The 23,762-nt window shown below is 66.4% G+C and carries 23 protein-coding genes and 1 pseudogene; 20 read left to right on the top strand and 4 right to left on the bottom strand.

Going from position 1 to position 23,762, the window contains the following annotated elements; genetic code table 11:
• Positions 1-10: 10 nt before the first annotated feature.
• The 16 genes from QW863_RS03780 to QW863_RS03705 all read left to right on the top strand — a co-directional run bounded on the left by QW863_RS03780 (position 11) and on the right by QW863_RS03705 (position 14,344).
• Positions 11-727 (top strand): tetratricopeptide repeat protein, encoded by a 717-nt coding sequence (locus QW863_RS03780; protein WP_409977886.1) that lies wholly within the window; start codon positions 11-13, stop codon positions 725-727.
• Positions 728-774: 47 nt separating this feature from the next.
• Complete coding sequence (locus tag QW863_RS03775; RefSeq protein ID WP_315711670.1) at positions 775-1,251, top strand: GNAT family N-acetyltransferase; 477 nt, start codon at positions 775-777, stop codon at positions 1,249-1,251.
• A gap of 200 nt (positions 1,252-1,451) precedes the next feature.
• A complete protein-coding gene (locus QW863_RS03770) occupies positions 1,452-2,504 on the top strand; it encodes a substrate-binding domain-containing protein (RefSeq protein ID WP_315711671.1) in 1,053 nt (350 codons plus the stop codon).
• Between the two features lie 97 nt (positions 2,505-2,601).
• On the top strand, positions 2,602-3,840 hold the full coding sequence (locus QW863_RS03765; protein ID WP_315711672.1) for an ABC transporter substrate-binding protein: 1,239 nt from the start codon (positions 2,602-2,604) through the stop codon (positions 3,838-3,840).
• 65 nt (positions 3,841-3,905) lie between these two features.
• Positions 3,906-4,772, top strand: a complete 867-nt coding sequence (locus QW863_RS03760) for an ABC transporter permease subunit (protein WP_315711674.1) — start codon at positions 3,906-3,908, stop codon at positions 4,770-4,772.
• Positions 4,772-5,827: a branched-chain amino acid ABC transporter permease gene (locus QW863_RS03755; RefSeq protein ID WP_315711675.1), complete on the top strand. Its 1,056-nt coding sequence runs from the start codon at positions 4,772-4,774 to the stop codon at positions 5,825-5,827. The genes QW863_RS03760 and QW863_RS03755 overlap by 1 nt, the downstream gene beginning before the upstream one ends.
• A gap of 1 nt (position 5,828) precedes the next feature.
• Positions 5,829-6,557, top strand: coding sequence for an ATP-binding cassette domain-containing protein (locus QW863_RS03750; protein WP_315711676.1), 729 nt, complete (start codon positions 5,829-5,831; stop codon positions 6,555-6,557).
• Positions 6,554-7,255, top strand: coding sequence for an ABC transporter ATP-binding protein (locus tag QW863_RS03745; RefSeq protein WP_315711677.1), 702 nt, complete (start codon positions 6,554-6,556; stop codon positions 7,253-7,255). Before QW863_RS03750 ends, QW863_RS03745 begins: the two co-directional genes overlap by 4 nt.
• An 86-nt stretch (positions 7,256-7,341) precedes the next feature.
• A complete protein-coding gene (locus QW863_RS03740; RefSeq protein ID WP_315711678.1) occupies positions 7,342-8,856 on the top strand; it encodes an amidase in 1,515 nt (504 codons plus the stop codon).
• Positions 8,856-9,158: a putative quinol monooxygenase gene (locus tag QW863_RS03735; protein ID WP_315711679.1), complete on the top strand. Its 303-nt coding sequence runs from the start codon at positions 8,856-8,858 to the stop codon at positions 9,156-9,158. Before QW863_RS03740 ends, QW863_RS03735 begins: the two co-directional genes overlap by 1 nt.
• A gap of 163 nt (positions 9,159-9,321) precedes the next feature.
• Positions 9,322-9,771 carry an urease accessory protein UreE gene (gene ureE / locus QW863_RS03730; protein WP_315711680.1) on the top strand — a complete coding sequence of 150 codons (450 nt, stop codon included), beginning with the start codon at positions 9,322-9,324 and terminating at the stop codon, positions 9,769-9,771.
• Positions 9,764-10,441 carry an urease accessory protein UreF gene (locus QW863_RS03725; protein ID WP_315711682.1) on the top strand — a complete coding sequence of 226 codons (678 nt, stop codon included), beginning with the start codon at positions 9,764-9,766 and terminating at the stop codon, positions 10,439-10,441. Before ureE ends, QW863_RS03725 begins: the two co-directional genes overlap by 8 nt.
• 16 nt (positions 10,442-10,457) lie before the next feature.
• Positions 10,458-11,156, top strand: a complete 699-nt coding sequence (gene ureB, locus QW863_RS03720; RefSeq protein ID WP_315711684.1) for an urease subunit beta — start codon at positions 10,458-10,460, stop codon at positions 11,154-11,156.
• 4 nt (positions 11,157-11,160) lie between these two features.
• Entirely contained in the window at positions 11,161-12,867 is a 1,707-nt protein-coding gene (gene ureC / locus QW863_RS03715) for an urease subunit alpha (protein WP_315711685.1), read from the top strand.
• Positions 12,864-13,508: an urease accessory protein UreG gene (gene ureG, locus QW863_RS03710; protein ID WP_315711687.1), complete on the top strand. Its 645-nt coding sequence runs from the start codon at positions 12,864-12,866 to the stop codon at positions 13,506-13,508. Before ureC ends, ureG begins: the two co-directional genes overlap by 4 nt.
• On the top strand, positions 13,505-14,344 hold the full coding sequence (locus tag QW863_RS03705) for an urease accessory protein UreD (protein WP_315711689.1): 840 nt from the start codon (positions 13,505-13,507) through the stop codon (positions 14,342-14,344). The genes ureG and QW863_RS03705 overlap by 4 nt, the downstream gene beginning before the upstream one ends.
• On the opposite strand, the gene bla is transcribed toward QW863_RS03705, so the two are convergent.
• Together bla and xth are read right to left on the bottom strand one after the other, a co-directional pair.
• Entirely contained in the window at positions 14,299-15,168 is an 870-nt protein-coding gene (gene bla / locus QW863_RS03700; protein WP_315711690.1) for a class A beta-lactamase, read from the bottom strand. The two genes, QW863_RS03705 and bla, sit on opposite strands and share 46 nt — an antisense overlap.
• Before the next feature lie 14 nt (positions 15,169-15,182).
• Positions 15,183-15,974 (bottom strand): exodeoxyribonuclease III, encoded by a 792-nt coding sequence (xth, locus tag QW863_RS03695; RefSeq protein WP_315711692.1) that lies wholly within the window; start codon positions 15,972-15,974, stop codon positions 15,183-15,185.
• 72 nt (positions 15,975-16,046) lie between these two features.
• Between xth and QW863_RS03690 the strand changes: the two are divergent.
• Positions 16,047-16,364, top strand: a pseudogene (locus tag QW863_RS03690) (aldo/keto reductase); the annotation flags it as partial.
• A 362-nt stretch (positions 16,365-16,726) separates the two neighbouring features.
• On the opposite strand, the gene QW863_RS03685 reads toward QW863_RS03690, so the two are convergent.
• Both QW863_RS03685 and styA read right to left on the bottom strand, forming a co-directional pair.
• Positions 16,727-17,254, bottom strand: a complete 528-nt coding sequence (locus QW863_RS03685; RefSeq protein ID WP_315711693.1) for a flavin reductase family protein — start codon at positions 17,252-17,254, stop codon at positions 16,727-16,729.
• A 23-nt stretch (positions 17,255-17,277) separates the two neighbouring features.
• On the bottom strand, positions 17,278-18,525 hold the full coding sequence (gene styA / locus QW863_RS03680; RefSeq protein WP_315711694.1) for a styrene monooxygenase subunit StyA: 1,248 nt from the start codon (positions 18,523-18,525) through the stop codon (positions 17,278-17,280).
• Between the two features lie 95 nt (positions 18,526-18,620).
• On the opposite strand from styA, the gene QW863_RS03675 reads away from it, so the two are divergent.
• The 3 genes from QW863_RS03675 (at position 18,621) to QW863_RS03665 (ending at position 23,761) form a co-directional block, all read left to right on the top strand.
• Complete coding sequence (locus QW863_RS03675) at positions 18,621-19,526, top strand: LysR family transcriptional regulator (protein ID WP_315711695.1); 906 nt, start codon at positions 18,621-18,623, stop codon at positions 19,524-19,526.
• A gap of 416 nt (positions 19,527-19,942) precedes the next feature.
• Positions 19,943-20,683, top strand: coding sequence for a metallophosphoesterase family protein (locus tag QW863_RS03670; protein WP_315711697.1), 741 nt, complete (start codon positions 19,943-19,945; stop codon positions 20,681-20,683).
• Between the two features lie 762 nt (positions 20,684-21,445).
• Positions 21,446-23,761 carry an ATP-binding protein gene (locus QW863_RS03665; protein WP_315711698.1) on the top strand — a complete coding sequence of 772 codons (2,316 nt, stop codon included), beginning with the start codon at positions 21,446-21,448 and terminating at the stop codon, positions 23,759-23,761.
• Position 23,762 lies beyond the last annotated feature (1 nt).

Genomic DNA, 23,762 nt, shown 5'->3' with positions numbered 1-23,762 from the left:
GGCGATTCCCGTGGCTGGACAGCAGGCTGGCGCCGGCGCGCTGCGCAAGGCGCTGCCCGCGACGACGTCCTCGACCTCACCCACGCAGTCCCTGACGGCGCTGCAATACGCGGCGGAGGAAGGCCACCCGATTGCGCAGTTCAAGCTCGGCCGCATGTATGCGGCGGGCGATGGCGTTGCGCGCGACGACATGCGCGCCTTCGACTATTTCAGCCGCATCGCCAATGCGCATGCGGAGGACAGCCCGTCGGCGCCGCAGGCGCAGATCGTCGCCAATGCCTTCGTCGCGCTCGGCCGCTATTACCTGAGCGGCATCCCCAACACGAAGGTCAAGGCCGATCCGGATCGCGCGCGGGAGATGTTCTCCTATGCGGCGTCCTACTTCGGCAATGCGGACGCCCAGTACGACCTAGCGCGGATGTACCTGAAGACCGCGGATGCCTCGCGCGACGACTTCCGTTATGGTGCGCGCTGGCTCGGCCTCGCCGCGCAGAAGGGCCAGCACCAGGCCCAGGCGCTGCTTGGTCAGATGCTGTTCAACGGCGACCGGTTGCCGCGCCAGCCGGCGCGCGGACTGATGTGGCTCACGCTGGCGCGCGACAGCGCCGGTCCGGACGAAGCCTGGATCAAGGAGAGCTACAACCGCGCCTTCGCCAAGGCCTCGGACGATGACCGCGCCTCGGCGCTGCAGATGCTCGAGAGCTGGGTGCAGGGCAAGCGCGAGTAGCAGGAGCGGAATGCATCGCGTTCCCTCCGTTCGAGAGAGGGGCTGCGATGATCATCCGCGATGCGACGGCTGACGATGCCGAGGCGGCCTGCGCCGTGTTGCGGGCCTCGATTTCCGAATTGTGCAGGGACGACCACCGCGGCGACCCGCAGATCCTGGCGCGCTGGCTGGCCAACAAGTCACCCCAGAACGTGGCGCAGTGGGCGGACGGGCAGGGGCGCTCACTGCTGGTCGCGGTCGAGGATGGTGCGATTCTCGCGGTCGGCGGGCTCGCCCATCCCGGCGAGATCACGGTCAACTACGTGTCGCCGCAAGCCCGGTTTCGCGGCATCAGCTCGGCGCTGGTGGCCGAGCTGGAGCGGCGGGCGCTCGCGCTTGGTGCAAGGGAGATCGCCTTGTTGAGCACCGAGACCGCGCATCGATTCTATCTCGCCCGCGGCTACGCCGATGTCGGCGTGCCCGCCGGCAAGTTCGGCACCGCGGCCTCCTATCCGATGCGCAAAACCCTCGGTCCCGCGCGGTGAGTCGCGGGTCGCGACGACACATCGAGGCCATGGCAGCGGATGCCTAACGAATAGGCGTCGGCGCGCCGATGTTCTGACCAGCGTCAGGTTCCAGAACCAAAATCGGCGAACTTTGGTACACGGAACGACCGCGATGACGCCAAAACGCGCTTGGCACGATTCGTGAGTGCAAATCCTCTGCAACAGCAGAGGCGGCACGTTTGCACAGCGTTCGGATCGGCCTGATCATTCCTCAGCGCGGCTCGGCGGGGTTGTGGGCACCCTCCGCGGAAGCCTGTGGGCGGCTGGCCGTGACCGAGCTGAACCAGGCCGCCGGCATCCGCCGCCGACAGGTCGAGCTGATCGTCATCGACGCCGGCGCAACCGCCGCCAGCGCGGGTCGGGCCGCGGTCGAAGCGGTCGACGAGTTCGCCGTCGACGGCCTCGTCGGCATGCTGCCGAGCTACGCGCGCGATCCTGTCGCGCAAGCCGCGCGCGGCCGCGTGCCGTTCGTCTACACGCCCCAGTTCGAGGGCCTGCCGGCGAACAGCGATGTGATGACCACGGGCGAGACCGCCGGCGAATTGCTGGCACCCGCGATCCAATGGCTCTCGGAGTGCAAGCGCGCCCGGCGCTTCTTCCTGTGCGGCAACGACTACATCTGGCCGCGTTCCTCGCTCGACATCGCCAAGCGCCTGATCGCGCGATACGGCGGCGTCGTCACCGGAGAGCACTACGTGCCGGTCGGCGTGCATGATTTCGACGAGATGCTCGATCGTATCAAGACCACGCGCAGCGACGTCGTTCTCCCGGTCTTTCTCGGCTTCGACTGCATCGTGTTCAGCCGCGCCTTCTGCGCCGCCGGGCTCAGCCGCCACGTTCTGCGCTTCTCCTCGGCCTTCGACGAGACCATCGTCTATGGACTCGACAGCAGCGAGACCGAGAACGTGTTCGTCGCCTCCAGCTACTTTGCATCGCTGCGCTCGCGCAACAACGGCGCCTTCCTGGAGCGTTACTACACGGCGTTCGGCGACAACCCGCCGCCCGCGAACGGCTATGGCGAGTCCTGCTACGAGGGCATTCACGCGCTCGCCGCGCTGATCGAGCGCGCCGAGAGCTTCGATGCGCGCGTTCTCAGGCGCTTCTTCGGGCGCACGCTGCAGCGGCGCACCGCGCGCGGCACGGAGGCACAGCCGGTGGTTGGCGGCCGGCACCCGATCCACCTCGCCGAGCTGGACGGCTACGATTTCTCGGTTGTCGCATCGTCACACTGAGCGCTGCCGCGCCAAAAAGAACTTGCATTTTCAAATATTGTAATTTTAAACTTTGCGCGACTTGTGCAACAGCATCACCAACCGATGGGGACCCCTGATGACTTTTTCCCGCCGTCGTTTTCTGCAACGCTCGGCCATCGCGACGTCGACCTTGATCGCGACACCTGCGGTGTTCCGCTCAGGCGCGCTCGCGGCCGAGAACCCGATCACGGTCGGCAGCCTGCACGACCAGTCGGGCCCGATCGGCACCTCCGGCACGCCGATGGTCTACGCGCTGCAGCTCGCCGTCGATGAGATCAATGCCGCCGGCGGCCTGCTCGGCCGTCCCTTGAAGGTGATCCACTACGACACCCAGTCCAACATCCAGCTGTACTCGCAATATGCCCAGCAGCTGGCGGTGAAGGACAAGGTCGACGTCGTCCATGGCGGCATCACCTCGGCCTCGCGCGAGGCGATCCGGCCGACCTTCGACCGCTTCAAGGTGCTGTACTTCTACAACACGCTGTACGAAGGCGGCGTCTGCGACCGCAACACGTTCTGCACCGGCACCACGCCGGCGCAGACGGTCGAGAAGCTGGTGCCGAGCGCGATGAAGAAGGCGGGCAAGAAGGCCTACATCATCGCGGCCGACTACAATTACGGTCAGATCACCGCGAAGTGGATGACCAAGTACTGCAAGGACAATGGCGGCGAGATTCTCTCGACCGACTTCTTCCCGCTCGACGTCACCAATTTCGGCTCGACCATCTCGAAGATCCAGGCGGCCAAGCCCGACCTCATCCTGTCGGCGCTGGTCGGCGGCAACCACACCGCATTCTACCGGCAGTGGACTGCCGCCGGCATGAAATCGAAGATCCCGATCGCCTCGACCACCTTTGGGCTCGTCAACGAGCCCTCGACGCTGGACGCGGCGGAAAGCGATGGGGTCATTGGCGCCTACGGCTATTTCGAGGAGCTGACCACGCCGGCCTCCAAGAGCTTCGTCGAGAAGATCAAGAAGGCGCATCCGGATTCGCCTTACATCAGCGAGCTCGCCTCGTGCACCTATGAAGGCGTGATGCTGTGGGCCGAGGGCGTCAAGAAGGCCGGCAGCATCGACCGCATGAAGGTGATCGAGGCGCTCGAAAGCGGCCTCGTCTTCGACGGCCCCAGCGGCAAGGTCTCGCTGGACAAGCCGACCCATCACACGGTTCGCAACGCGTTCCTTGCCGAGGTGAAGGACCGCAAATGGTCGGTGCTGGAGACCTACACCGACGCCAAGCCGGCGGACACCGCGAGTGTCTGCGACCTCGTCAAGAACCCCACCGACACCAAGCAGTACATCATCAATCTCTGACGCCTGCCGGGTCCCGCCATCCGGCGGGGCCCGGTGTCCCTGGACTGCCCTGAAAGACCTGACGCATGGCGATCTACGTCATCCTCGCGCTCGACGTCCTCAATGGAATCTCGTCGCTGTTCCTGCTCTGCCTGGGACTGGCGATCATCTTCGGCATGATGAAGATCATCAATCTCGCCCATGGCGAATTCATCATGCTCGGCGCCTATGCGACCGTCATTTCCGCCAATGCCGGTGTGAACATCTGGATCGCGATGCTGATCATCGCGCCGCTGTTCGTCGGCATCGTGGGGCTCGTGATCGAGCGCTGCCTGATTCGCTTCCTCTATGGCCGCCTGGTCGATTCGATGCTCGCGACCTGGGGCCTCAGCCTCCTGATCATCGGGATCATCACGACGATCTATGGCAACACCCAGCAGGGCGTGCCGACGCCGCTCGGCGGCTTTTCGATTGGCTCGTATCAGTCGAGCTACTACACGCTGTTCCTTGCCTTGATGGCGGCCGTCATGATGGCGATCATCTACGGCGTGATGCGCTACACCCGTTTCGGCCTGGTCGCCCGCGCCACGATGCAGAATCCGGCGATGGCGGCGACGCTCGGCGTCAACCCGGCCCGGGTCTACATGAGCACCTTCGCGCTCGGTGCGGCCGTGACCGGCCTCGCCGGCGGCCTGCTGGCGCCGGTGTCCGGCATCACCCCCGTGATGGGCGGCGCCTATGTCGCGAAGGCGTTCATGACCGTGGTCGGCGGCGGCGCCGCGATCCTCTCCGGCACGCTCTCGGCCGCGAGCCTGTTCGGCTCGGTCAACCAGATCGGCGCCTATTTCACCACGCCCGTCTATGGCGAGGTGATCGTCTTCACCACCGCGATCGTGCTGATCCGCTTGCTGCCGCAGGGCATCTCCGGGCGCTTCTTCAAGGGAAACCTGTGATGGACAAGCACCTCCGTCTTTCCGGCCAGGTGGGCGCGATCGTCCTTGCCATCGTAGCGATTGCGATCGTGCCGAGCGTGATCGAGCTGTTCGCGCTGATGCAGCTGACGCTGTTCGCTGCAATGGCGGTGCTGGCGCTCAGCCTCGCCTTCATCTGGGGCTTCGGCGGCATCCTGTCGTTCGGACAGACCGCGTTCTTCGGGCTCGGCGGCTATGCCTATGCGATCGCGGCCATCAATTTCCAGGACTCGACGCCTGCGATCCTGGTGGCCATCGCGGTCCCGGCGACGTTCGCGGCGATCCTCGGCTATTTCATCTTCTTCGGCCGCATCTCCGACGTCTATCTCGGCGTCATCACGCTCACGGTGACCCTGATCCTGTTCAACTCGGTCAACTCGACCTCGGGCGATGCGTACAAGATCGGCAAGGCGCTGCTCGGCGGCTTCAACGGCATGCCGGCCGTGCCGACCTTCAACATGCCGTTCGATCCCTCGACCGTGCTGTCGCCCGAGCAGTCGTGGTGGACCACAGCAGGCGTGCTGCTGGCCGTGTTCCTGATGCTGCGCCTGTTGCTGGCGTTGCCGGCCGGGCGCATCATCGTCGCGGTGCGCGAGAACGAGGTGCGGGCCTCGCTGCTCGGCTACGACCCGCGGCTGGTGAAGTGCCTGACCTTCATTCTCGGCGGTGCGATCGCCGGGCTTGCCGGCGCGCTCTACGTCAACTGGGGCGCCTTCGTCAGCCCGACCATCTTCAGCCTTTCGCTGTCGGCGGAGATCATCATCTGGATCACGGTCGGCGGGCTCGGCACCTTGTTGGGGCCGATCATCGGCTGCGTCGTCATCGAATACATCGTCGCCTATATCGGCTCGCAGCAGCTGTTGAACTCCAACCTCGTGCTCGGCGGCGTGCTGGTGATCTTCGTGCTGCTGCTGCCGAAGGGCATGGTGCCGACCGCCCGCGATCTCGTGATGCGGCTGATGCCGGCCTCCAAGCCGAAAGCCAATGGTCCACCGGTGCAATCCGCTGCGGCGCCGCATCCTGCAGGAGCCGAATGACATGGCAGACCTCGTTCCTCTGCTCAAGGCCGAGCACCTGACGATGCGCTTCGGCGGCGTCGTCGCCAATGACGACATCACCTTCACCCTGCAGGAGATGGAGTTGCGCTGCCTGATCGGCCCGAACGGCGCCGGCAAGAGCACGTTCTTCAAGACGCTGACGGGACAACTGGTGCCAACGTCGGGCAGCATCGCGTTCCGCGGCATGCCGATCGCCGGCAAGCTGTCGCACGAGATCGCGCGCATGGGCATCGGCATCAAGACCCAGGTCCCGAACGTATTCAACGGCCTCTCGGTGCGCGAGAACATCTGGATGGCGGTGCGCCGCAAGGCGACCCCGCGCCAGCAGGGCCCGGCGGTCAATGCCGTGCTCGAGATGATCCGGCTGACCGACTACGCCGACAGCATCGTCGCGACGCTGTCGCACGGCCAGCGCCAATGGGTCGAGATCGGCATGGTGCTCGCCGCCGAGCCCGAGCTGATCCTGCTCGACGAGCCCGCCGCGGGGATGACCGACGAGGAGACCTTCCACACCGCTGCGATCATCCGCGAGATCAACCAGACCCGTGCGATCGTGGTCGTCGAGCACGACATGGAGTTCATCAAGCAGATCGCCAAGCGCGTGACGGTGTTCCACCAGGGCCGCGTGCTGGTCGAGGACACGGTGGACAAGGTGCTCGCCGACCAGCGCGTCCGCGACGTCTATCTCGGCAAGAAGGTGGCGGCATGAGTGCGCTTCTCGAAGTCAACGGGCTCAAGTCCGGCTATGGCCGGATCCCGATCCTGTTCGGCGTGGACCTGACCGTGGCGGACGGCGAGTATCTCGGCATCCTCGGCCATAACGGCATGGGGAAGACCACGGCGCTGCGCACCTTGATGGGACACCTGCCGACCACCGACGGCTCGGTGGTGTTCGCAGGCCGAGCCATCACGCATCTCAAGCCGCACGAGCGCTCGCGGCTCGGCATCGGTCTGGTGCCGCAGGGCCGCGAGATCTTCCCGGATCTGTCGGTGATGGAGAATCTGCGCATGGGCCTTGCTGCGGCGCCCAAGGAGGACCGCAGCGTCATCGACACCGTGCTGCAGGATTTTCCGCGACTGGTGCGGCTGCTCGATCGCCGCGGCGGCGCGCTGTCCGGCGGCGAGCAGCAATTGCTGGCGCTGGCGCGCTGCCTGTGCACCAAGCCGAAGCTGATCCTGTTGGACGAACCGACCGAAGGCATCCAGCCGTCGATCATCGAGGAGATCATCGAGACGCTGCTGGCGTTGAAGTCGCGCTGGAAGATGTCTTTGATCGTGGTCGAGCAGAACCTCGAATTCATCACGTCGTTATCGGACCGCATCCTGCACATCCAGAAGGGGCGTATCACAGAGGAACTCGACCGTGAGACTCTCCTGGCCCGGGAAGGTCAGATGGTCCCGAGCTAGAGCCCGTACCGGCGCAGCTGCGCCGGCCCATTGAACTGACAATCTGCTGTCTCTGCCCAGCTTGTCCTCACAAGAAAGGATGACTCATGTCCATCAAACGCCCGAATGCCGAGGAAGTCGCCGATCTCGCCGCCAGCCTGCACATGAACATGACGGTGGAGGAGGCCGCCGAATATCTGTCGCTGATGGGCGGCATGTTCGACCAGTACGATATCATCGACGAGCTGCCGAACCCGCTGCCGCCTGTCAAATATCCGCGCACGCCGGGCGCCAAGCCGCCGCCGAAGGAGAACAAGTACAACGCCTGGGCGATCAAGACCGAGGTGAAGGGCGCGTCCAGCGGCAAGCTCGCCGGCCGGAGCGTCGTGCTGAAGGACAACGTCGCGCTCGCCGGCGTTCCCATGATGAACGGCTCGACCACGCTCGAAGGTTTCATTCCCGCCGCCGACGCCACCATCGTCTCCCGCATTCTCGATGCCGGCGGCACCATCGTCGGCAAGGCCGTCTGCGAGCACTTCTGCCTGTCCGGCGGCAGTCACACCTCCGATCCCGCGCCGGTGCACAATCCCTGGAAGATGGGCTATTCGGCCGGCGGCTCGTCGTCGGGCAGCGCCGCGCTGGTGGCGGCCGGCGAGGTCGACATGGCGATCGGCGGCGACCAGGGCGGCTCGATCCGCATTCCAGCGTCCTATTGCGGCATCTACGGCATGAAGGCGACCCACGGCCTCGTGCCTTACACCGGCGTGATGCCGATCGAATCGACGATCGACCACACCGGACCGATGACCAAGTCGGTCGCTGACAATGCGCTGCTGCTCGAAGTGCTGGCCGGCGCCGACGGTCTCGATCCCCGGCAATATGCGCCGAAGGTCTCGGCCTACACCGAGGCGCTCGGCAAGGGCGTCAAGGGTCTCAAGATCGGCGTCCTCAAGGAAGGCTTCAGCGCGCCCAACATGGAAGAGGGCGTGGTCGCCAAGGTCAAGGCTGGCGCGGAGCGCTTCGCCAAGATGGGCGCGAGCGTGTCGGAAGTCTCGATCCCCGAGCACATGCATGCGCTGGCGGCGTGGAATCCGATCACGCTCGAAGGCTTCCTCGTGCAGATGATGCTCGGCAACGGCATGGGGTTCAACTGGAAGGGCCTTTACGATGTCGGTCTGCTCGATGCGCATTCCGGCTGGCGCACGCGCGCCGACGATCTGTCGGTGACGTTGAAGCTGACCATGCTGGTCGGGCAGTGGGGCCTCGAGCACTATCGTGGCCGCTACTACGCCAAGTCGCGCAACATCGCGATTCAGGCCAAGGCGGCCTATGATGCCATGTTCGGCTCCTACGATCTGCTGCTGATGCCGACCCTGCCGTGCGTCGCCACGCCGATCCCGGCCAAGGATGCGCCGCTCGCCGAGGTGGTGCAGCGCGCCTTCGAGATGACCGCGACGACCAGCCCGTTCGACGTGACAGGCCATCCGGCGATGACCCTGCCGTGCGGCCTCTCGGACGGCCTGCCAGTCGGCCTGATGCTGATCGGCAAGGACTACGCCGAATCCACCATCTACCAGGCGGCGGCGGCGTTCGAGGCCGACGGCGACTGGAAGACCTTCTGATGATCACCATCACCGCGGTCATCAGGGCCAAGGCGGGATACGAGGCCACGATGCGCGACGCTCTGGTCGCCGTCGCGGCCCATGTCGCGGCCAACGAGCCGGAGACGATCGGGTTCTTCATCTCGCAGAGTGAGACCGAGCCCGGTCTGTTCACGACCTACGAGCGCTTCGCCGACAAGGCCGCGATGGACCGCCACAACGGCTCCGCCGCGGTGGCGACCTTCTTCGGCATCGCCAAGCCGATCCTCGACGGCGAGGTCATTCTCGTGACGTCGCAGGAGGTGTCGGCGACGCTGCGGTAGTGCGCTGGGAGGTACCAACCGTCTCCACAGTCATTCCGGGGCGATGCGACAGCATCGAACTATGGTGCGCAATTGCGCACCTGAGAATCTCGAGATCCGGGTTCAGCCCTGGCGGGCTGCCCCGGAATGACAGTGATGACGTCAACGAGAGGAAATCACGCCGATGCTCCGTTTGCACGGCATCATAGGACGCGCCGACGACAGGGCTTATGCCGGAAAACTCCACGCGCTGGAGCATCGCGGCGGCATCGAGCTGTTGTTCGTGCCGCCGGAGGACGCCGGCCGCAGGCGCTTCCGGCTGACCACCGATCGCGGCACCGACTGCGCCGTCAGCCTCGATCGCGACGAACAGCTCGTCGACGGCGCGCTGCTGCATCTCGATTCCGATCGCGCCATCATCGCCCGCTTCGGTGAGGAGCAGGTCTGGCACCTGCGCGCGCGCGATCCGGCCTGTGCGCTGAAGCTCGGCTGGCACGCCGGCAACCTGCACTGGCGCGTCCGCTTCGAAGACGATCATCTGATCGTGCTGCTCGATGCCCCGCTCGACACCTATCGCGCCCGCATCCAGCCGCTGCTCGATGCCGGCGAGGTCGTGGAGCGCGATCATGTTTGACCGCGGCGAGGCGCTCGCGCTGCTGCAGCTCGGCGACAGTGCCTTTCCCGCCGGCGGCTTTGCGTTCTCCTGGGGCATCGAAGGCCTCGCGGCCGACGGCCTGCTGTCCGGTCGCGCCGACCTCGACGGCGTTATTGCCGATCACCTCGCGCAGCGCTGGGCCAGCATGGATCGCATCCTGCTCCGCCGCGCCTGGCACGCCGACGACATTGCCGCGATCGCCGCCGTGGATCGCCTCGCCGAGGCGACAACGCCGTCGGCCGAGATGCGCGAGGGCTCGCGGCGCGCGGGCAGGGCGCTGCTCGGCGTCTGGGTCAAGCTCGCCGGTCCGTTGTCTCAGGCGTACCGTGCCCGCGCTTCTGCCGATGCGCGGCTCGGACATCTGCCGGTGGTACAAGCCATCACCGGCCGCGATGCCGGCCTTGGCCTCGACGCGGCCGAACTGGTCTCCGGCTGGACCCTCGTCGCCGGCCTCGTCAGCGCCGCCGTGCGGCTCGGCCTGATCGGCCACATCGAGTCGCAGCGCAGCCTCGCGCTTGCCCGCGCACGGCTCGCTGATCTGCTCGACGAGACACCCGACGACGACGCGATGCCGTCGAGCTTCACGCCCTTCATCGACATCGCCGTGTCGCGCGGTCCGCTGCGGCACGTGCGCATGTTCACGACCTGACCAGAGGTGCCGCGCCATGATGAACCTGTCGCCGACCGAGATGGATCGTCTCGTGATCTTCAACGCCGCGCAGATGGCGCGGCGCAACCGCTTGCTCGGCATCAGGCTCAGCCATCCGGAGGCGGTGGCCTACATCACCGACGAGGTGATGACCGCGGCGCGCCGCAATCTGCCCTATGCCGAGATCCGCGACATGGCGGGACGGCTGCTCACGACCGACGACGTCGAGCCCGGCGTCGCCCAGATGATCCCGATGCTCTATGTCGAGCTGATGTTTGCCGAGGGCACCAAGGTAATGGCGCTGTTCGAGCCGATCCAGCCGGCCGACGGCACTGCGGGTGACGAGTTCGTGCCCGGCGAAATCATTGCGGGCGGCGACGACATCGCGATGTTCACTGAGCTGCCGGCGGTCACGCTCGACGTCGTCAACACCGGCGACCGGGACATCCAGGTGCGCAGCCACACCCATTTCTTCGAGGTCAACCGCGCACTGTTGTTCGATCGTGCCGCCGCCTGGGGCATGAAGATTGATCGTCCGGCGGGACTCGGCGTCCGCTTCGAGCCGGGCGTCACCAAATCGGTACGCCTCGTGCCGATCACCGGCGACCGCATCGTGCGCGGCCAGGCCGGACTCGTCAACGGCCCGCTCGACGCGGCCGGCGCGCGCGAGACCGGGCTGAAACTCGCGCAGTCGCGCGGCTATCTGGGAGCTTGAACTCATGGCCACGCTGACCCGCCGCGCCTATGCCGAGCTGTATGGCCCCACCAAGGGCGATCTCATCCGGCTCGCCGACACCAGCCTGCTCGCCGAGATCGAGCACGACTACACGACCTACGGCCATGAGCTCCTGGTCGGCGCCGGCAAGAACCTGCGCGACGGCGAGGCCATCGCCGGCCACCGCACGTCGTCCCACAAGATCCTCGACGTCGTCGTCAAGAACGCGACCATCGTCGACGCCGTCGCCGGCATCGTGAAGGCCGACATCGGCATCCGCGACGGGCGTATCGTCGGCATCGGCAAGGCCGGCAATCCCGACGTGATGCCGGACGTGCATCCGGATATGGTGGTCGGCCACACCACCGCGCCGATCGCCGGCGGCCCGTTCATCGTCACCGCCGGCGCGATCGAAAGCCACGCGCATCTGATCTCGCCGGAACAGTCGGACCATGCGCTGGCCGGCGGCACCACGACGATGATCGGCAACGGCTCCGGGCCGGCGTTCGATGTCGGCTCCGGCTCGGGGCCGAATTTCGGGCACTTCCTGAAATCGATCGAGTTCTCGCCGCTGAACTACGCGCTGTTCGGCCGCGGCGGCTCCGATCCCGAAGCTGTCGAGGAGGCGGTTGCGGCCGGCGGCATGTCGGTCAAGATCCACGAGGACTTTGGCGCCGCGCCCGACGTCATCGACAAGAGCCTGATCGCCGCCGACCGCAACGACTTCGCCGTGCATCTGCACACCGACTCGATCAACGAATACGGCTTCTGCGAGGACACGATGGCGGCGGTCGACGGCCGCACCATCCACATGTATCACGTCGAGGGCGCCGGAGGCGGCCATGCACCCGACCTGCTCAAAGTAGTGTCCTGGCCGAACGTGATCCCGTCCTCCACCAATCCGACCAATCCCTACACCTCCTACGGCATGGAGGAGGGCGTGCCGATGACGATGATCTGTCATCAGCTCAACTACAACGCGCCCGAAGACGTCATGTTCGGCGAGGCGCGGGCGCGGGCGCAGTCGATGGCGGCCGAGGATTTCCTGCACGACATGGGCGCGATCTCGATCTTCGGCACGGACACGCAAGGCATGGGACGTCTCGCCGAGAACGTCGCCAAATGCTGGCAGCTCGCCAGCGTGATGAAGGACCGCGTCGGCCGGCTGCCGGAGGAGACGACCGCGCGCGCCGACAATGAGCGCATCAAGCGCTACGTCGCCAAGCTCACGATCAATCCCGCCATCGCCGTCGGCATCGATCATGTCGTCGGCTCCATCGAGGTCGGCAAGATGGCCGATCTCGTGCTGTGGCCGCGCGCCTCGTTCGGCCTCAAGCCCTACATGGTGATCAAGAACGGCTTCCCGGTGTGGGCCGCGATGGGCGACGGCAATGGCAGTCTGGGTCTCTCCGAGCCGATGATCCAGAAGCGGATGTGGGGCGCGCTCGGCGCAGCGCCACAGCGGCTCGGCGTCAACTTCATGTCGAAGCTCGCGGTCGACGCCGGCATCCGCGCTAAGCTTGGGCTCGGCCGTGAGACCGTGCAGATCAAGAACGTGCGCCGGCTGCGCAAGACCGACATGGTCCGCAACGCGGCGATGCCGCATGTCGAGGTCGATCCGCAGACCTTCGAGGTCCGTGCCGACGGCAGGCTGCTGATGTGCCCGCCTGCGACGACCGTGCCGCTCGCGAGGAGGTTCATGCTGCGATGAGCCGTCTCGCTCTCACCCGCACCGATGCGCCGATGACCGCCGCGCGCGTCGGGATCGGCGGTCCGGTCGGCTCCGGCAAGACCGCTCTGGTCGAGCGCCTGATCCCGGCGCTGCAGGCGCGCGGCATCGACATTGCGGTCATCACCAACGATCTCGTCACCGCCGAGGATGCCGAGCGCGTCCGCCGCTCGGGCCTGATCGACCCGGCGCGCGTGTCGGCGGTCGAAGCCGGCGCCTGTCCGCACACCGTGATCCGCGAGGACCCGACGCTCAACATCGAGGCCGCCGACGAATTGGAGCGGCGCTTTCCGGGCGTCGAGCTGATCCTGCTGGAGAGCGGTGGTGACAATCTCGCCTCGACCTTCTCGCGCGACCTCACCGATTTCTGGATGTTCGTGATCGACGTCGCCGGCGGCGACGACATCCCGCGCAAGCGCGGCCCCGGCGTGATCCGCGCCGATCTGCTCGTCATCAACAAGGTCGATCTCGCCTCGCATGTCGGCGTCGATCTCGATCGCATGCGGCGCGAAGCGGCCGAGGTGCGCGGCGGCCGTCCGGTGCTCTTGACCAACTGCCGACGCGGCGAGGGTATTGATGCGATCGTCGATCTGCTCGAGCGCGAGGTGCTGTTCCGCACGTGAGCGCTTCAGCCCCAGAGCCGCCGCGGCTCGATCTCTCCTTCGTTCGCCGCGGCGGCCGCACGGTGATCGACCGCCGGCTGTTCGCGTGGCCGTTCGTGCTGACACGCAGCTTTCACACCGATGCCGAGCGGCCGGACCTGCTCAGCGTGATCCTGCAGACCGGCAGTGGCGCGGTGCATGGCGAGGACCGGTTGACGCAGCGCTTCACGCTACATGCGGGTGCAGCCGTTTGCGTGACCACGCAGGGCGCCACCTCAGTCCATCGCGCCGAGCCGGGCGCACGTGCCATGGAGCAGGTGCTGCTCCGGGTCGAGACCGGCGCCAGGCTCGATTATCGGCCGGAGCCGCGTATTCTGTTTCCCGGGGCTGCCTTGTGCCAGGTGCTCGAACTGCACTGCGCCGCCGATGCTTTGGCCCTCGTGACCGACGCCTTCACGATGCATGACCCGGTCGGGCAGGGGCGCTTGTTCCGCGAGCTCGACTCCGCGCTCGTCGTGCGCCGGACGGGCGAGGCGCCGCTCCTCATCGACCGCATGCAGCTGCGCGATCCTGATGTCGCCGTCTTCAACGGTCATCGCGCGTTCGGCTCGGCCGTGCTGATGCTGCCGCTGACGAACGATCTCACCGCGCTTCGCCAGCGTCTCGTCGATGCGCTGTCCTGCATCGACGGCCTCTACGCCGCGGCAAGCCTGCTGCCGGAGAGCGCCGGTCTCGGCGTGCGCCTCGCGGGCCGCCAGATGCGCCAGCTGCGCACCGGATTCGACGCGATCGCCGCGATCTATCGCGAGGCTCAGGCCCCGAGCGCGCCTGCGACGGCTCGGCCGACCGCTGCGTGAACCGCGTTGCGCTTGTCGTCGCTGGCCTTGGTCTCGGTGAGATAGCTGCTCACGACGACCGGCACGCGCCCTGTCGGCCAGATCACGGCGACATCGTTGCTGCTGCCGCGCTCGCCCGCGCCGGTCTTGTCGCCGATGCGCCATTCGCCGGGCAGGCCGGCGCGCAGCTTGGCGCCACCGGTCTTGCAGGCGATCAGCCAGCCATTCAGGATGTCGCGCGATGCCGCCGACAGCGCCGTGCCGGTCGTCAGCTTCGCCAAGGTCTGCGCCATCGCCGCGGGCGTCGTGGTGTCCCTGGGATCGCCGGGCACGCTTTCATTGAGCGCAGGCTCGATGCGGTCGAGCCGGGTGATGGCGTCGCCGAAGCCGCGGATGGCGCGGGTCAGGCCGGCGGGGCCGCCGAGGCTCGCCAGCAGCAGATTCGCCGCCGTGTTGTCGCTGAGCGTCACGGTCGCCTCGCACAATTCGCCGACCGACAGGCCCGACGTCCCCACATAGGCCTTGGTGACCGGCGCGTAGGACAGGATGTCTCCTTGCGCGATGGGAATGCGGCGCGAGAGCTGCTCGGTGCCGGCATCGACCTTGGTGAGGATCGCGCCCGCCAGCAGCGCCTTGAAGGTGCTGCACATCGGGAAACGCTCGTCGAGCCGATGGCCGCTGAGTGCCCCGCTCGCGGTGTCCAGCAGCGCCACGCCGAGTCGCCCGCCGCTGCCGGCTTCGATGCCGGCGATGGTGGCCTGCAGGTCGGCGGCAAGCACCGGCTTCGCCGCCAGCAGCGGCACGATTGCGAGCGGAAACAATTGCCGCCGTGTGTAGATCGTCATGGACCGTCCTCGAGTTACGCCGTCTCGAGATCGAAATCGGCCCACACCGGCACGTGATCCGACGGCTTCTCCCAGGCCCTGACATAGCTGTCGATGCCGACCTCGACCAGCCGGTCGCTGGCCTGCGGCGACAACAGCAGGTGATCGATCCGGATCCCCGCGTTCTTCTGCCAGGCGCCGGCCTGATAGTCCCAGAACGTGTACTGCCCCGGCGCATCGGTGACGGCGCGCAGCGCGTCGGTGAGCCCGAGGCCGAGCAGCGACTGGAAGCTCTCGCGCGTCTCCGGGCGGAACAGCGCGTCCTCGACCCAGGCCTCGGGGTTGGAGACGTCGGCGGCCGCGGGGATCACGTTGAAGTCACCTGCGAGGATCAGCGGCTCCTCGGTCTTCAGCCGCTCACGCGCGTAGTCACGAAGCCGCGACATCCATTTGAGCTTGTAGGGATATTTTTCCGTGTTCGGCGGGTTGCCGTTGGGCAGGTAGAGGCAGGCGATGCGCACCACGCCGTGCTTGAGACTGACCACGCCCTCCAGGAAGCGCGCATGCACGTCCTCGGCATCGCCGTCGAGCCCGGACTTGGTTTCGTCGAACGGCAGCTTCGACAACAGCGCGACGCCGTTGAAGGTCTTCTGGCCGTGCGTCACCACGTTGTAGCCGAGCGCCTCGATCTCCAGCCTTGGGAATGCGTCGTCCGTGCACTTGATCTCCTGCAGGCAGACGATGTCCGGGGAGCATTCCTTGAGCCAGGTCAGGAGGTGATCGATCCGCTGCCGGACCGAATTGACGTTCCAAGTGGCGATACGCATTGGCTTGAGGTTCCCGGGGGGAAGGAGAAACGGCCCCGGTTAGATCAAGCCGCGACCACTCCGGTCAAGGCGGATGGCGTGGGAATCACAGGCGGGCGCAACATTCCACGGGTGGCGCTGAACTGGCTGCTGCAGCGCCCGACGGTCGCGACCATCATCGTCGGCGCCCGCGACGAGAGCCAGCTGATCGAGAATATCCGCGCGGTCGGCTGGAGCCTGACGGCGGAGCAGGTGGCCACGCTCGACGCCGCGAGCGACACGCCGGCGGCCTATCCGGTCCGGCATCAGCGCGGCTTCCCGATGCTGAACGAGCGTCGCGAGTCCAGCACGAGCGGAACTGCTGTGGATCATCAGCCTCAGGCCTCGTGCCTGCAGTGCCGATCCATTTGACGACGACGCCGGACGGGACGTAAAATCAGGTTCGATCGTCACGTGGCCGCGCTTCGGTCATTCTGGAGCCGCCACAACGGGGGGCATCGACCCCGGACTGATCGGCGGTTGAGCCTCACGACTGTGCCGGACCCGCAGTCTTCAATGTGACGATGTTTGGCTCACTAAGTCGTCCCGGCGGACCGCATCAGATTTTCCATGAAGAGAGAACCTCTCGCTCCTCACCCTGAGGAGCCCGCCGCGGGCGGGCGTCTCGAAGGGCGAGGCCAACGCTGCGGCCTCATGGTTCGAGACGGCGCTGCGCGCCTCCTCACCATGAGGGTAAGCAGCGGCGGCTTGAAGGACACTGGCCACCCGCGCGATCAGATCGTCCACCCCTCCGCCGGATACGCCAGCCCATCGCTTGGCAATATCTCTGCGCCCAGCCCATTGCGAAACCGGCTGGCGTAGAATGCCAGCGGCAGGCCGTCCTGGTGGCGGCACCAGCGGACCTCGCCGATGAACAGCGTGTGGTCGGCGATCTCGACCGTGTTCACGACCTCGCAGCCGAATTGCGCGATGGCCGCCGGCAGCAGGAAGAAGCCGTCACGCGCGTCCAAGGCAGGCGCGCCCTGTGCGAGGGCCGCGCCGGCGAAATGCCGGCCGATCGCGACATCATCGGCCGCGAGCACGTTCACCGTATAGCGGCCGGACGCGCTCACCGCCTGCCAGGTGCGGCCGCGCTTGAGCGAGACCAGCACCGTCGGCGGCTGCGTCGAGACCGTGGTGAAACTGTTGGCGGTCATGCCGACCGGCGCGCCGTCGCCATCGCTGCTGGTGACGACGGTCACGCCGGTGGAGAACCGCGACGCGGCTGCGCGAAAACCCGCGGCATCCGGATGATGGCTCATCGGCCGCTCTCCGTCATCACGCCTCACGCCGCGAGCCGCGTCCGCTCGTCGATCCAGGCATGAATGCGCCGCTCGCTCGCCAGCCGGTCCCACTGCCGCTCCGGATAGTTGAAATTGTCGGTGAACTCGTCGCAGAGCCCGCGATCCTGCGCCATGGTGAAGATCAGCCGGCCCATCGCCTCCGACGGCGGCTGCAGCATCAGGTTGGTCCAGCGCGCTGCGGCGAGCACGCGGTTCTCGCGCGCGCGATCGACCGTCTCGACGAAGCGGTCGTCGAACGCCACCGCCTCGGTGATCGCCTTGCCGAGTTCGAACGCGGCATAGGAGGCCATGTTGGCACCCTGGCCCATCATCGGATCGACCACGGAGTGCACGTCGCCGAGCGCAATCGCGATCTTGCCGTCGTCGAAGCTGACCGAGGAGCGCCGCACGGTCGGCACCACGGCGCCCTGCAAGAGGTCCAGCGGCTGCAGATCGAAGCGGTGCGTGTCGATCCGGTTGTAGGTGTGCGGATGGTGCTTCTCCAGCTTGTCGAGCAGCGTCTGCCGGAAGGCCGAGGGATCGGCGTCGTAGTTGAGCGATACCAGCTCGGCCATGTCACCGCCGGGAATGTTCTCCATCAGCAGCGCCGTCTTCATGCCGCCGAAGGTGAGCGTCGGAATCACGATCATCTCTCCATGGCCCGGAGAGACCGACAGCGTCACGCCGCGCGGATCGTCGCCCTCGGGGCTGCCGTGGTCGACGCCGTCATAGAGGCCGACGCAGAGCAGGCGCTGCGGCTGGTTGTAGGGCGACAGCTCCGGCCGGTGGCTGAACATCCGCCCCAGCGCGCCCTTGCCGGTCGATACCACCAGCAGGTCGAAGCGCGCCACCAGCGCCGGAATGTCGTCGTCCTGGATGCTGGCATATTCGATCGCGCCGCCGCGGTCCTCGAAATCCTTCATCAGCGCCGGCAGGTAGATCCGGTAGTCGACCGCGCGGCTCGGCTGCTTGAAGGCCCCGCGAAAGACCAGGGGGCTGCCGGGGAAATTGAAGAAGTGATCGTGGTGGTGATAGACGAATTCGGGACTGTCCCAGTGGTTCACGCCGAGCTCGTTCTCGCGCGCCACGGTGATGCCGTGATGGGCCACCGTGTTCATCAACCGCGTTGCAGCATACTGTTCCGGCTCGCGGTCGGTCAGAACCGTGGCCTGGATGCCTTGCTTCTGCAGATACAGCGCCAGGTGCAGCCCGCCGATGCCGGCCCCGACGATGCCAATCGACTTCTCCATGGTCTCCCTCCGTTTGATTTTTTGAGAGGCTAGACCGGCCTGCCTCCTGACGTATACGGAATGACGAGAATAAAACTCATTCCGGGGAGGAATGGATGGACCGGATCGACGCGCTGCAGACCTTCATCCGCGTCATGGAGGCCGGCAGCTTCACCCAGGCCGCGGCCGATCTGGGCCTGGGACAGCCGGCGATCACCAAGCGCATCGCGCTCTTGGAGGAGCAGTTCGGCTGTCGCCTGTTCGTCCGCACCACGCGCAAGCTGCGGCCGACCGCCGAGGCCGATCGCGTCCTCAAGCTCGCCAAGGACATCGTCACCTTGTTCGAGAGCGCGGGCATGCCGTCGCCGAAGCGCGTCGGCGCGCCCTCGGGCACCTTGCGGATGACGGTGCCGACCTCGTTCGGCCGCCATTTCTTCAGCGACGTCTTCGCCGAATATGGCCGCCGTTATCCCGAGGTGCGGCTCGACATCCGCTTCACCGAGCAGTTCGTCGACCTCGTGGAGACCGGGACGGAGCTCGCCATCCGCATCGGCGTGCTCAGCTCCAGCTCGCTGGTCGCGCGCCGCGTCGGCACGGTCAAGCGGCTGCTGGTTGCGGCGCCATCGCTGCTCGCAAGACACCGCCCGCCGCGGTTGCCCAATGATCTGCGCCAGCTCCCCTGCGTGACCTATTCGCGGCTGTCGCCGAAGAACGAATGGAGCCTCGAATCCGAAACCGGCCGCCACGTCGTCGGCATCACACCCTCGCTCACTTGCGACGACGCCGACATCATGACCCTGGCGGCGCTGGAAGGCCTCGGCGCCGCCGTGCTGCCGGACTGGTGCGCGGTTCAACACATTGCGTCAGGCAGGCTCATCCATTTGCTCCCCGACTACGACGTTCCGTCGCTGCCGCTTCACGTCGTCTATCCCGACCCGCAATGGATGTCGCACCGCGCCCGCCTGTTCCGCGACCTGATCATCGAGCGCGCGGATGTGTTCGCGATCGGGGCGCTGCAGTGAGGGAATTTTCGCAACCACCAAGGGAGCAGTGCTTCGCGACAAACGCGACTGTCATCGCCCGGCCTCGACCGGGCGATCCAGTACGCCGAGGCGGTTGTGGCGATACCGATGGACCGCGGCGTACTGGATGCCCGCCTGCGGGGGCATGACGGTGAGGATGTGGCTGCATGGGAGCTGAAGACGCGCAGCGAGGCCTCAGCGTCGTGAGCGCCGAGCCCGCGGCTTCCGCTGCAGTATAGACGAGCGAGGAGGCGCCGCACTTTAGTCCATCCGGCGTCTCCACCGTCGTTGCGAGCGAAGCGAAGCAATCCAGGGCCGCCAAGGACTCTGGGTTGCTTCGCTTCGCTCGCAATGACGAGGATGCTAGAGTTCTACCTCAAGCGACTGAAGAGAGACGGGACTGCGAGGGGGCGACAATGCGGCTGGCTGTGATTTCCGACGTGCATGGCAATCTGCCGGCGCTGGAGGCGGTGCTCGCGGACATCAAGATGCGCGGCGTCGACGCCACGGTCAATCTTGGCGACTGCGTGACCAGCCCGCTGTGGCCGCGGGAGACGTTCGATCTGCTGCAATCCCTGACGCTGCCCACCGTGCGCGGCAACCACGATCGTTGGATCGAGGAGTTGCCGGAAGAGAAGCTCTCTCCGGCCGGCCGCTTCGCGCAGGCCGCGCTGACCGCTGAACAGCGCCGTGTGTTGCATGACCTGCCGGCGCGGATCGCGCTGGAGCATGGCATCCTCGCTGTGCATGGCACGCCAGACGATGACTGCGCCCTCCTGCTCGAAGAGATGCTGGACGATGGCCGCTACGTCCCGGCGCGCCGCGACGTGCTCATCTCACGTCTCACCAACATCGGCGGCGCCACGCTGGTGCTGTGCGGCCACAGTCATCGGCAGGCGGTGGTGCAGGTGCCCCGTGGGCCGCTGGTGATCAACCCCGGCAGCGTCGGCTGCCCGGTGTTCGGCGACATCCCGATCGCAGCCCAGCTCGAACATCGCTCGCCGCACGCGCGCTACGCGGTTCTGACCGAGCGACGCGGACATTGGCAGGCCGAGCTGCTGGCGCTGACCTATGACTGGGATCACGCGGCGGCGCGTGCCGCCGAAAACGGTTTTCCGCATTGGGCCAGTGCCTACGCCTCCGGCGCGGTGCTGTGAGGGATCAGCGAACAACGACGTGGTGATTGTGATCCGGCGTGCACGTCGGGCAAATCGATCCACCGCATGACCCATGTTGGCGATGCCAATGGGCGCAGCCGGCGTCGAATAGGCGTGCGCCGAGAGATTAATTTCATGAGCGCCTTCAAGCTGATTTGCCCTGTCCAGTCCCGGTGCGAAAAATATCGTTGTTTCGCTTTTACAGAATTCATGCTCCTATGTCGCCGTCCCACCCCGGCACGAGGGGCGTATCGCGATCGTCACGACACGCGGGGTGGGATGCGATGGGCGTCGTGGGCCGCAGCATGGCGTGATGCCGTGCGGACGAACGGCACATGGCGCACGCCGAAATCGCATGGTCCTGGTCTCCCGACGCTGAGGCCACGCCGGTGGTGACGATGATCCGCCGGTCACGGGGGCAAGACAGCCCGGTCCCCGGGGAGAATGCGTATAAGGCGTAGAGCCGTCGTGCAGGGAATGCCGGTTGACCGGCTGGACCTGTGGTGACTGCCGCCTGCTTTCTTTCTGCAGGCGGGCCATGGGTTGCGGCCAGCACCCGGCATTCCCTGCGCCCTCGACCTGAACGAGGGGAAAACGGACGATCATGACTCGGGCACATCGTGCCGCGGGAACGATGAGTTGCATCCGGCGCTGCCAGCGCGCGCATTCGGAGGTTCCGTAATTCTACGGGCGGAACAATTAACGCGGCTGAAGCAGCCGATCAGGCATGGCAAGGGATCACAACGAAGGTTCTGCGCGCTCATGAATTGGCCTGGGGATCCCACGCGCTCGAAGCGAACGGCCGGCGGCAGCCCGCTGGGGGCCTTCTTCATTTGGATCGGCGGCTTCGGCGCCATCGAAGGTCTCGACGACGAAGCGCTGACCGAGCGCGATCGCCGGCGCATCCGGGCGCGGCAGGTCGATGCCGTCGCGCGCCTCGTCCCCGTGACCATCGGCATCAACTTCGCCAACGCGGCGATCATTCTTGGCGTGTTCTGGAACACCGTCTCCAATCTCTTTCTCTTCGCGTGGGGCGCCGCGATCGCGGTGGCCGGCGGCATGGCGCTGCGCGGCTGGTGGCGCGCGCGCAAGTCGCGGCCGCAGGAGGCGTCCGAGCGCGCCATCTCCCGGATGACGTTGCAGGCGTTCTTCTTGGCGACCATCTGGGGATCGCTGCCGCTGATCGTGATGCCGCAGGTCGATCCGCATCTGCAGATCATCGTGGGTTCGCTGATGACCGGGATGATCTCGGGTGGCGCCTTCGCGATGTCGAGCGTGCCGCGGGCTGGTCTCGCCTACACCTGGACCCTGATGCTCGCCTCGGTGGGCTCGCTGTTTCTTTGCGGCGGCACGACCTATCTCGTGCTCGTCGTGTTCCTGCTGCTCTACACCTCGTTCATGGTGCGGCACCTGGTGTCGCACGGCAACGTGTTCCTGGAGAACCTGAAGGCGCAGATCCGGCACGAGCGCCAGAACGAGACGATCTCGCTGCTCCTGAAGGAATTCCAGGAGAACGCCGCGAGCTGGCTGTGGCAGACCGATGCCGAGGGCCGTCTGATCGACGCGCCGCAGCGCTTCGCCGACGTGGCCCAGCTTCCGCTCGATCAGCTCAAGGGCGAGCGGCTGATCGATACGCTGAAATATCTCTGCCCGACCGATACGGCGACGCTCAAGACGTTGGCCGATCGCATGGCGCAGCGGCTGTCGATCCCGGAGATTCTGATCCATGTCGTGGTGGCTGGCGGCGAGCGCCGCCGTTGGGCGCTGACGGCGCGGCCGGCGCGGGATCACGAGGGCAAGTTCGCAGGCTATCGCGGCTTCGGCCGCGACGTCACCGAGCGCTGGCGGGCCGAACAGGCGGAAGCCGAAAGCCGTGCCAAATCCGACTTCCTGGCGATGATGAGCCACGAGATCCGCACCCCGATGAACGGCGTGCTCGGGCTCGCCTCGACCTTGCTGGAGACGAAGCTCGACGACGAGCAGCGTCACGCGGTCATGACGATCCGCGAGTCCGGCGACAACCTGCAGCGCATCCTCAACGACATCCTCGATCTGTCCAAGCTCAACGCCGGCAAGCTCGAATTCGAGACGGTGGATTTCTCGCCGGCGGCGCTGGTCGAGGCGGTCACCGCCATCATGGGCGTCAACGCGAAATCGAAGAGCCTGCTGGTCAATGCGGACATCGATCCGAAGCTGCCGCCGGCGCTCAAGGGCGACGTGGCGCGCATTCGTCAGGTGCTGATCAATCTCGCCTCCAACGCGGTGAAGTTCACCGAGCAGGGGGGCATCACCATCGCCGTGGCCTGCCGCACGCGCGACGACCACAGGGCGACGATCGAGTGGCGCGTCTCCGACACCGGCATCGGCATTCCCGCCGATCGGGTCGGCAAGCTGTTCACGGATTTCGCCCAGGCCGATGCCTCGATCAACCGCCGCTTCGGCGGCACCGGGCTCGGGCTGGCGATCTCCCGGCGGATCATCGAGCAGATGGGCGGGGTCATCGCGGTGTCGTCGGTGCAGGGCGAAGGCTCGACCTTCCGCTTCAGCCTGACCTTGCCGTGGAGCGACAAGCAGGTGTCCGATCAGCGCGGCGACCGGGTCGGCGCCGGCGACCTCAAGGCACGGATCGAGGCACTCGGCCGTCCCTTGCGCGTGCTGATCGCCGAGGACGACGCCACCAACCGCATGGTTGTGTCGAAGATGCTGCAGGAGTTCCCGGTCGATAAATGCATCGTTCCGGATGGCGTGCAGGCGGTGAAGGCGGCCGACGAACAGGAGTTCGACCTCGTGCTGATGGACGTTCGCATGCCGGAAATGGACGGCATCGCCGCGACCCGGGCTATCCGGGCCAAGGGTGGACGGCTCGCCGAGCTGCCGATCATCGCGCTGACCGCGAACGCCTTCCCGGACGACATCAAGCAATGCCGCGAGGCCGGCATGACCGACTTTCTGGCCAAGCCGTTGCGCAAGCCGGCCATGGTGGCGGCAATGCTGAAGGCGATCGGAACGCCCGCGCCAAACGTCGAGGCGCCGGCGCTTGCGCCGTCAGATGTCCCGGCTGCGACGGCGGAGGCCTGAG

The sequence above is a fragment of the Bradyrhizobium sp. SZCCHNR1017 genome, from assembly GCF_032381375.1.
In the GTDB taxonomy this organism is placed as follows: domain Bacteria; phylum Pseudomonadota; class Alphaproteobacteria; order Rhizobiales; family Xanthobacteraceae; genus Bradyrhizobium.
This window is presented reverse-complemented; position numbering and strand designations above follow the sequence as displayed.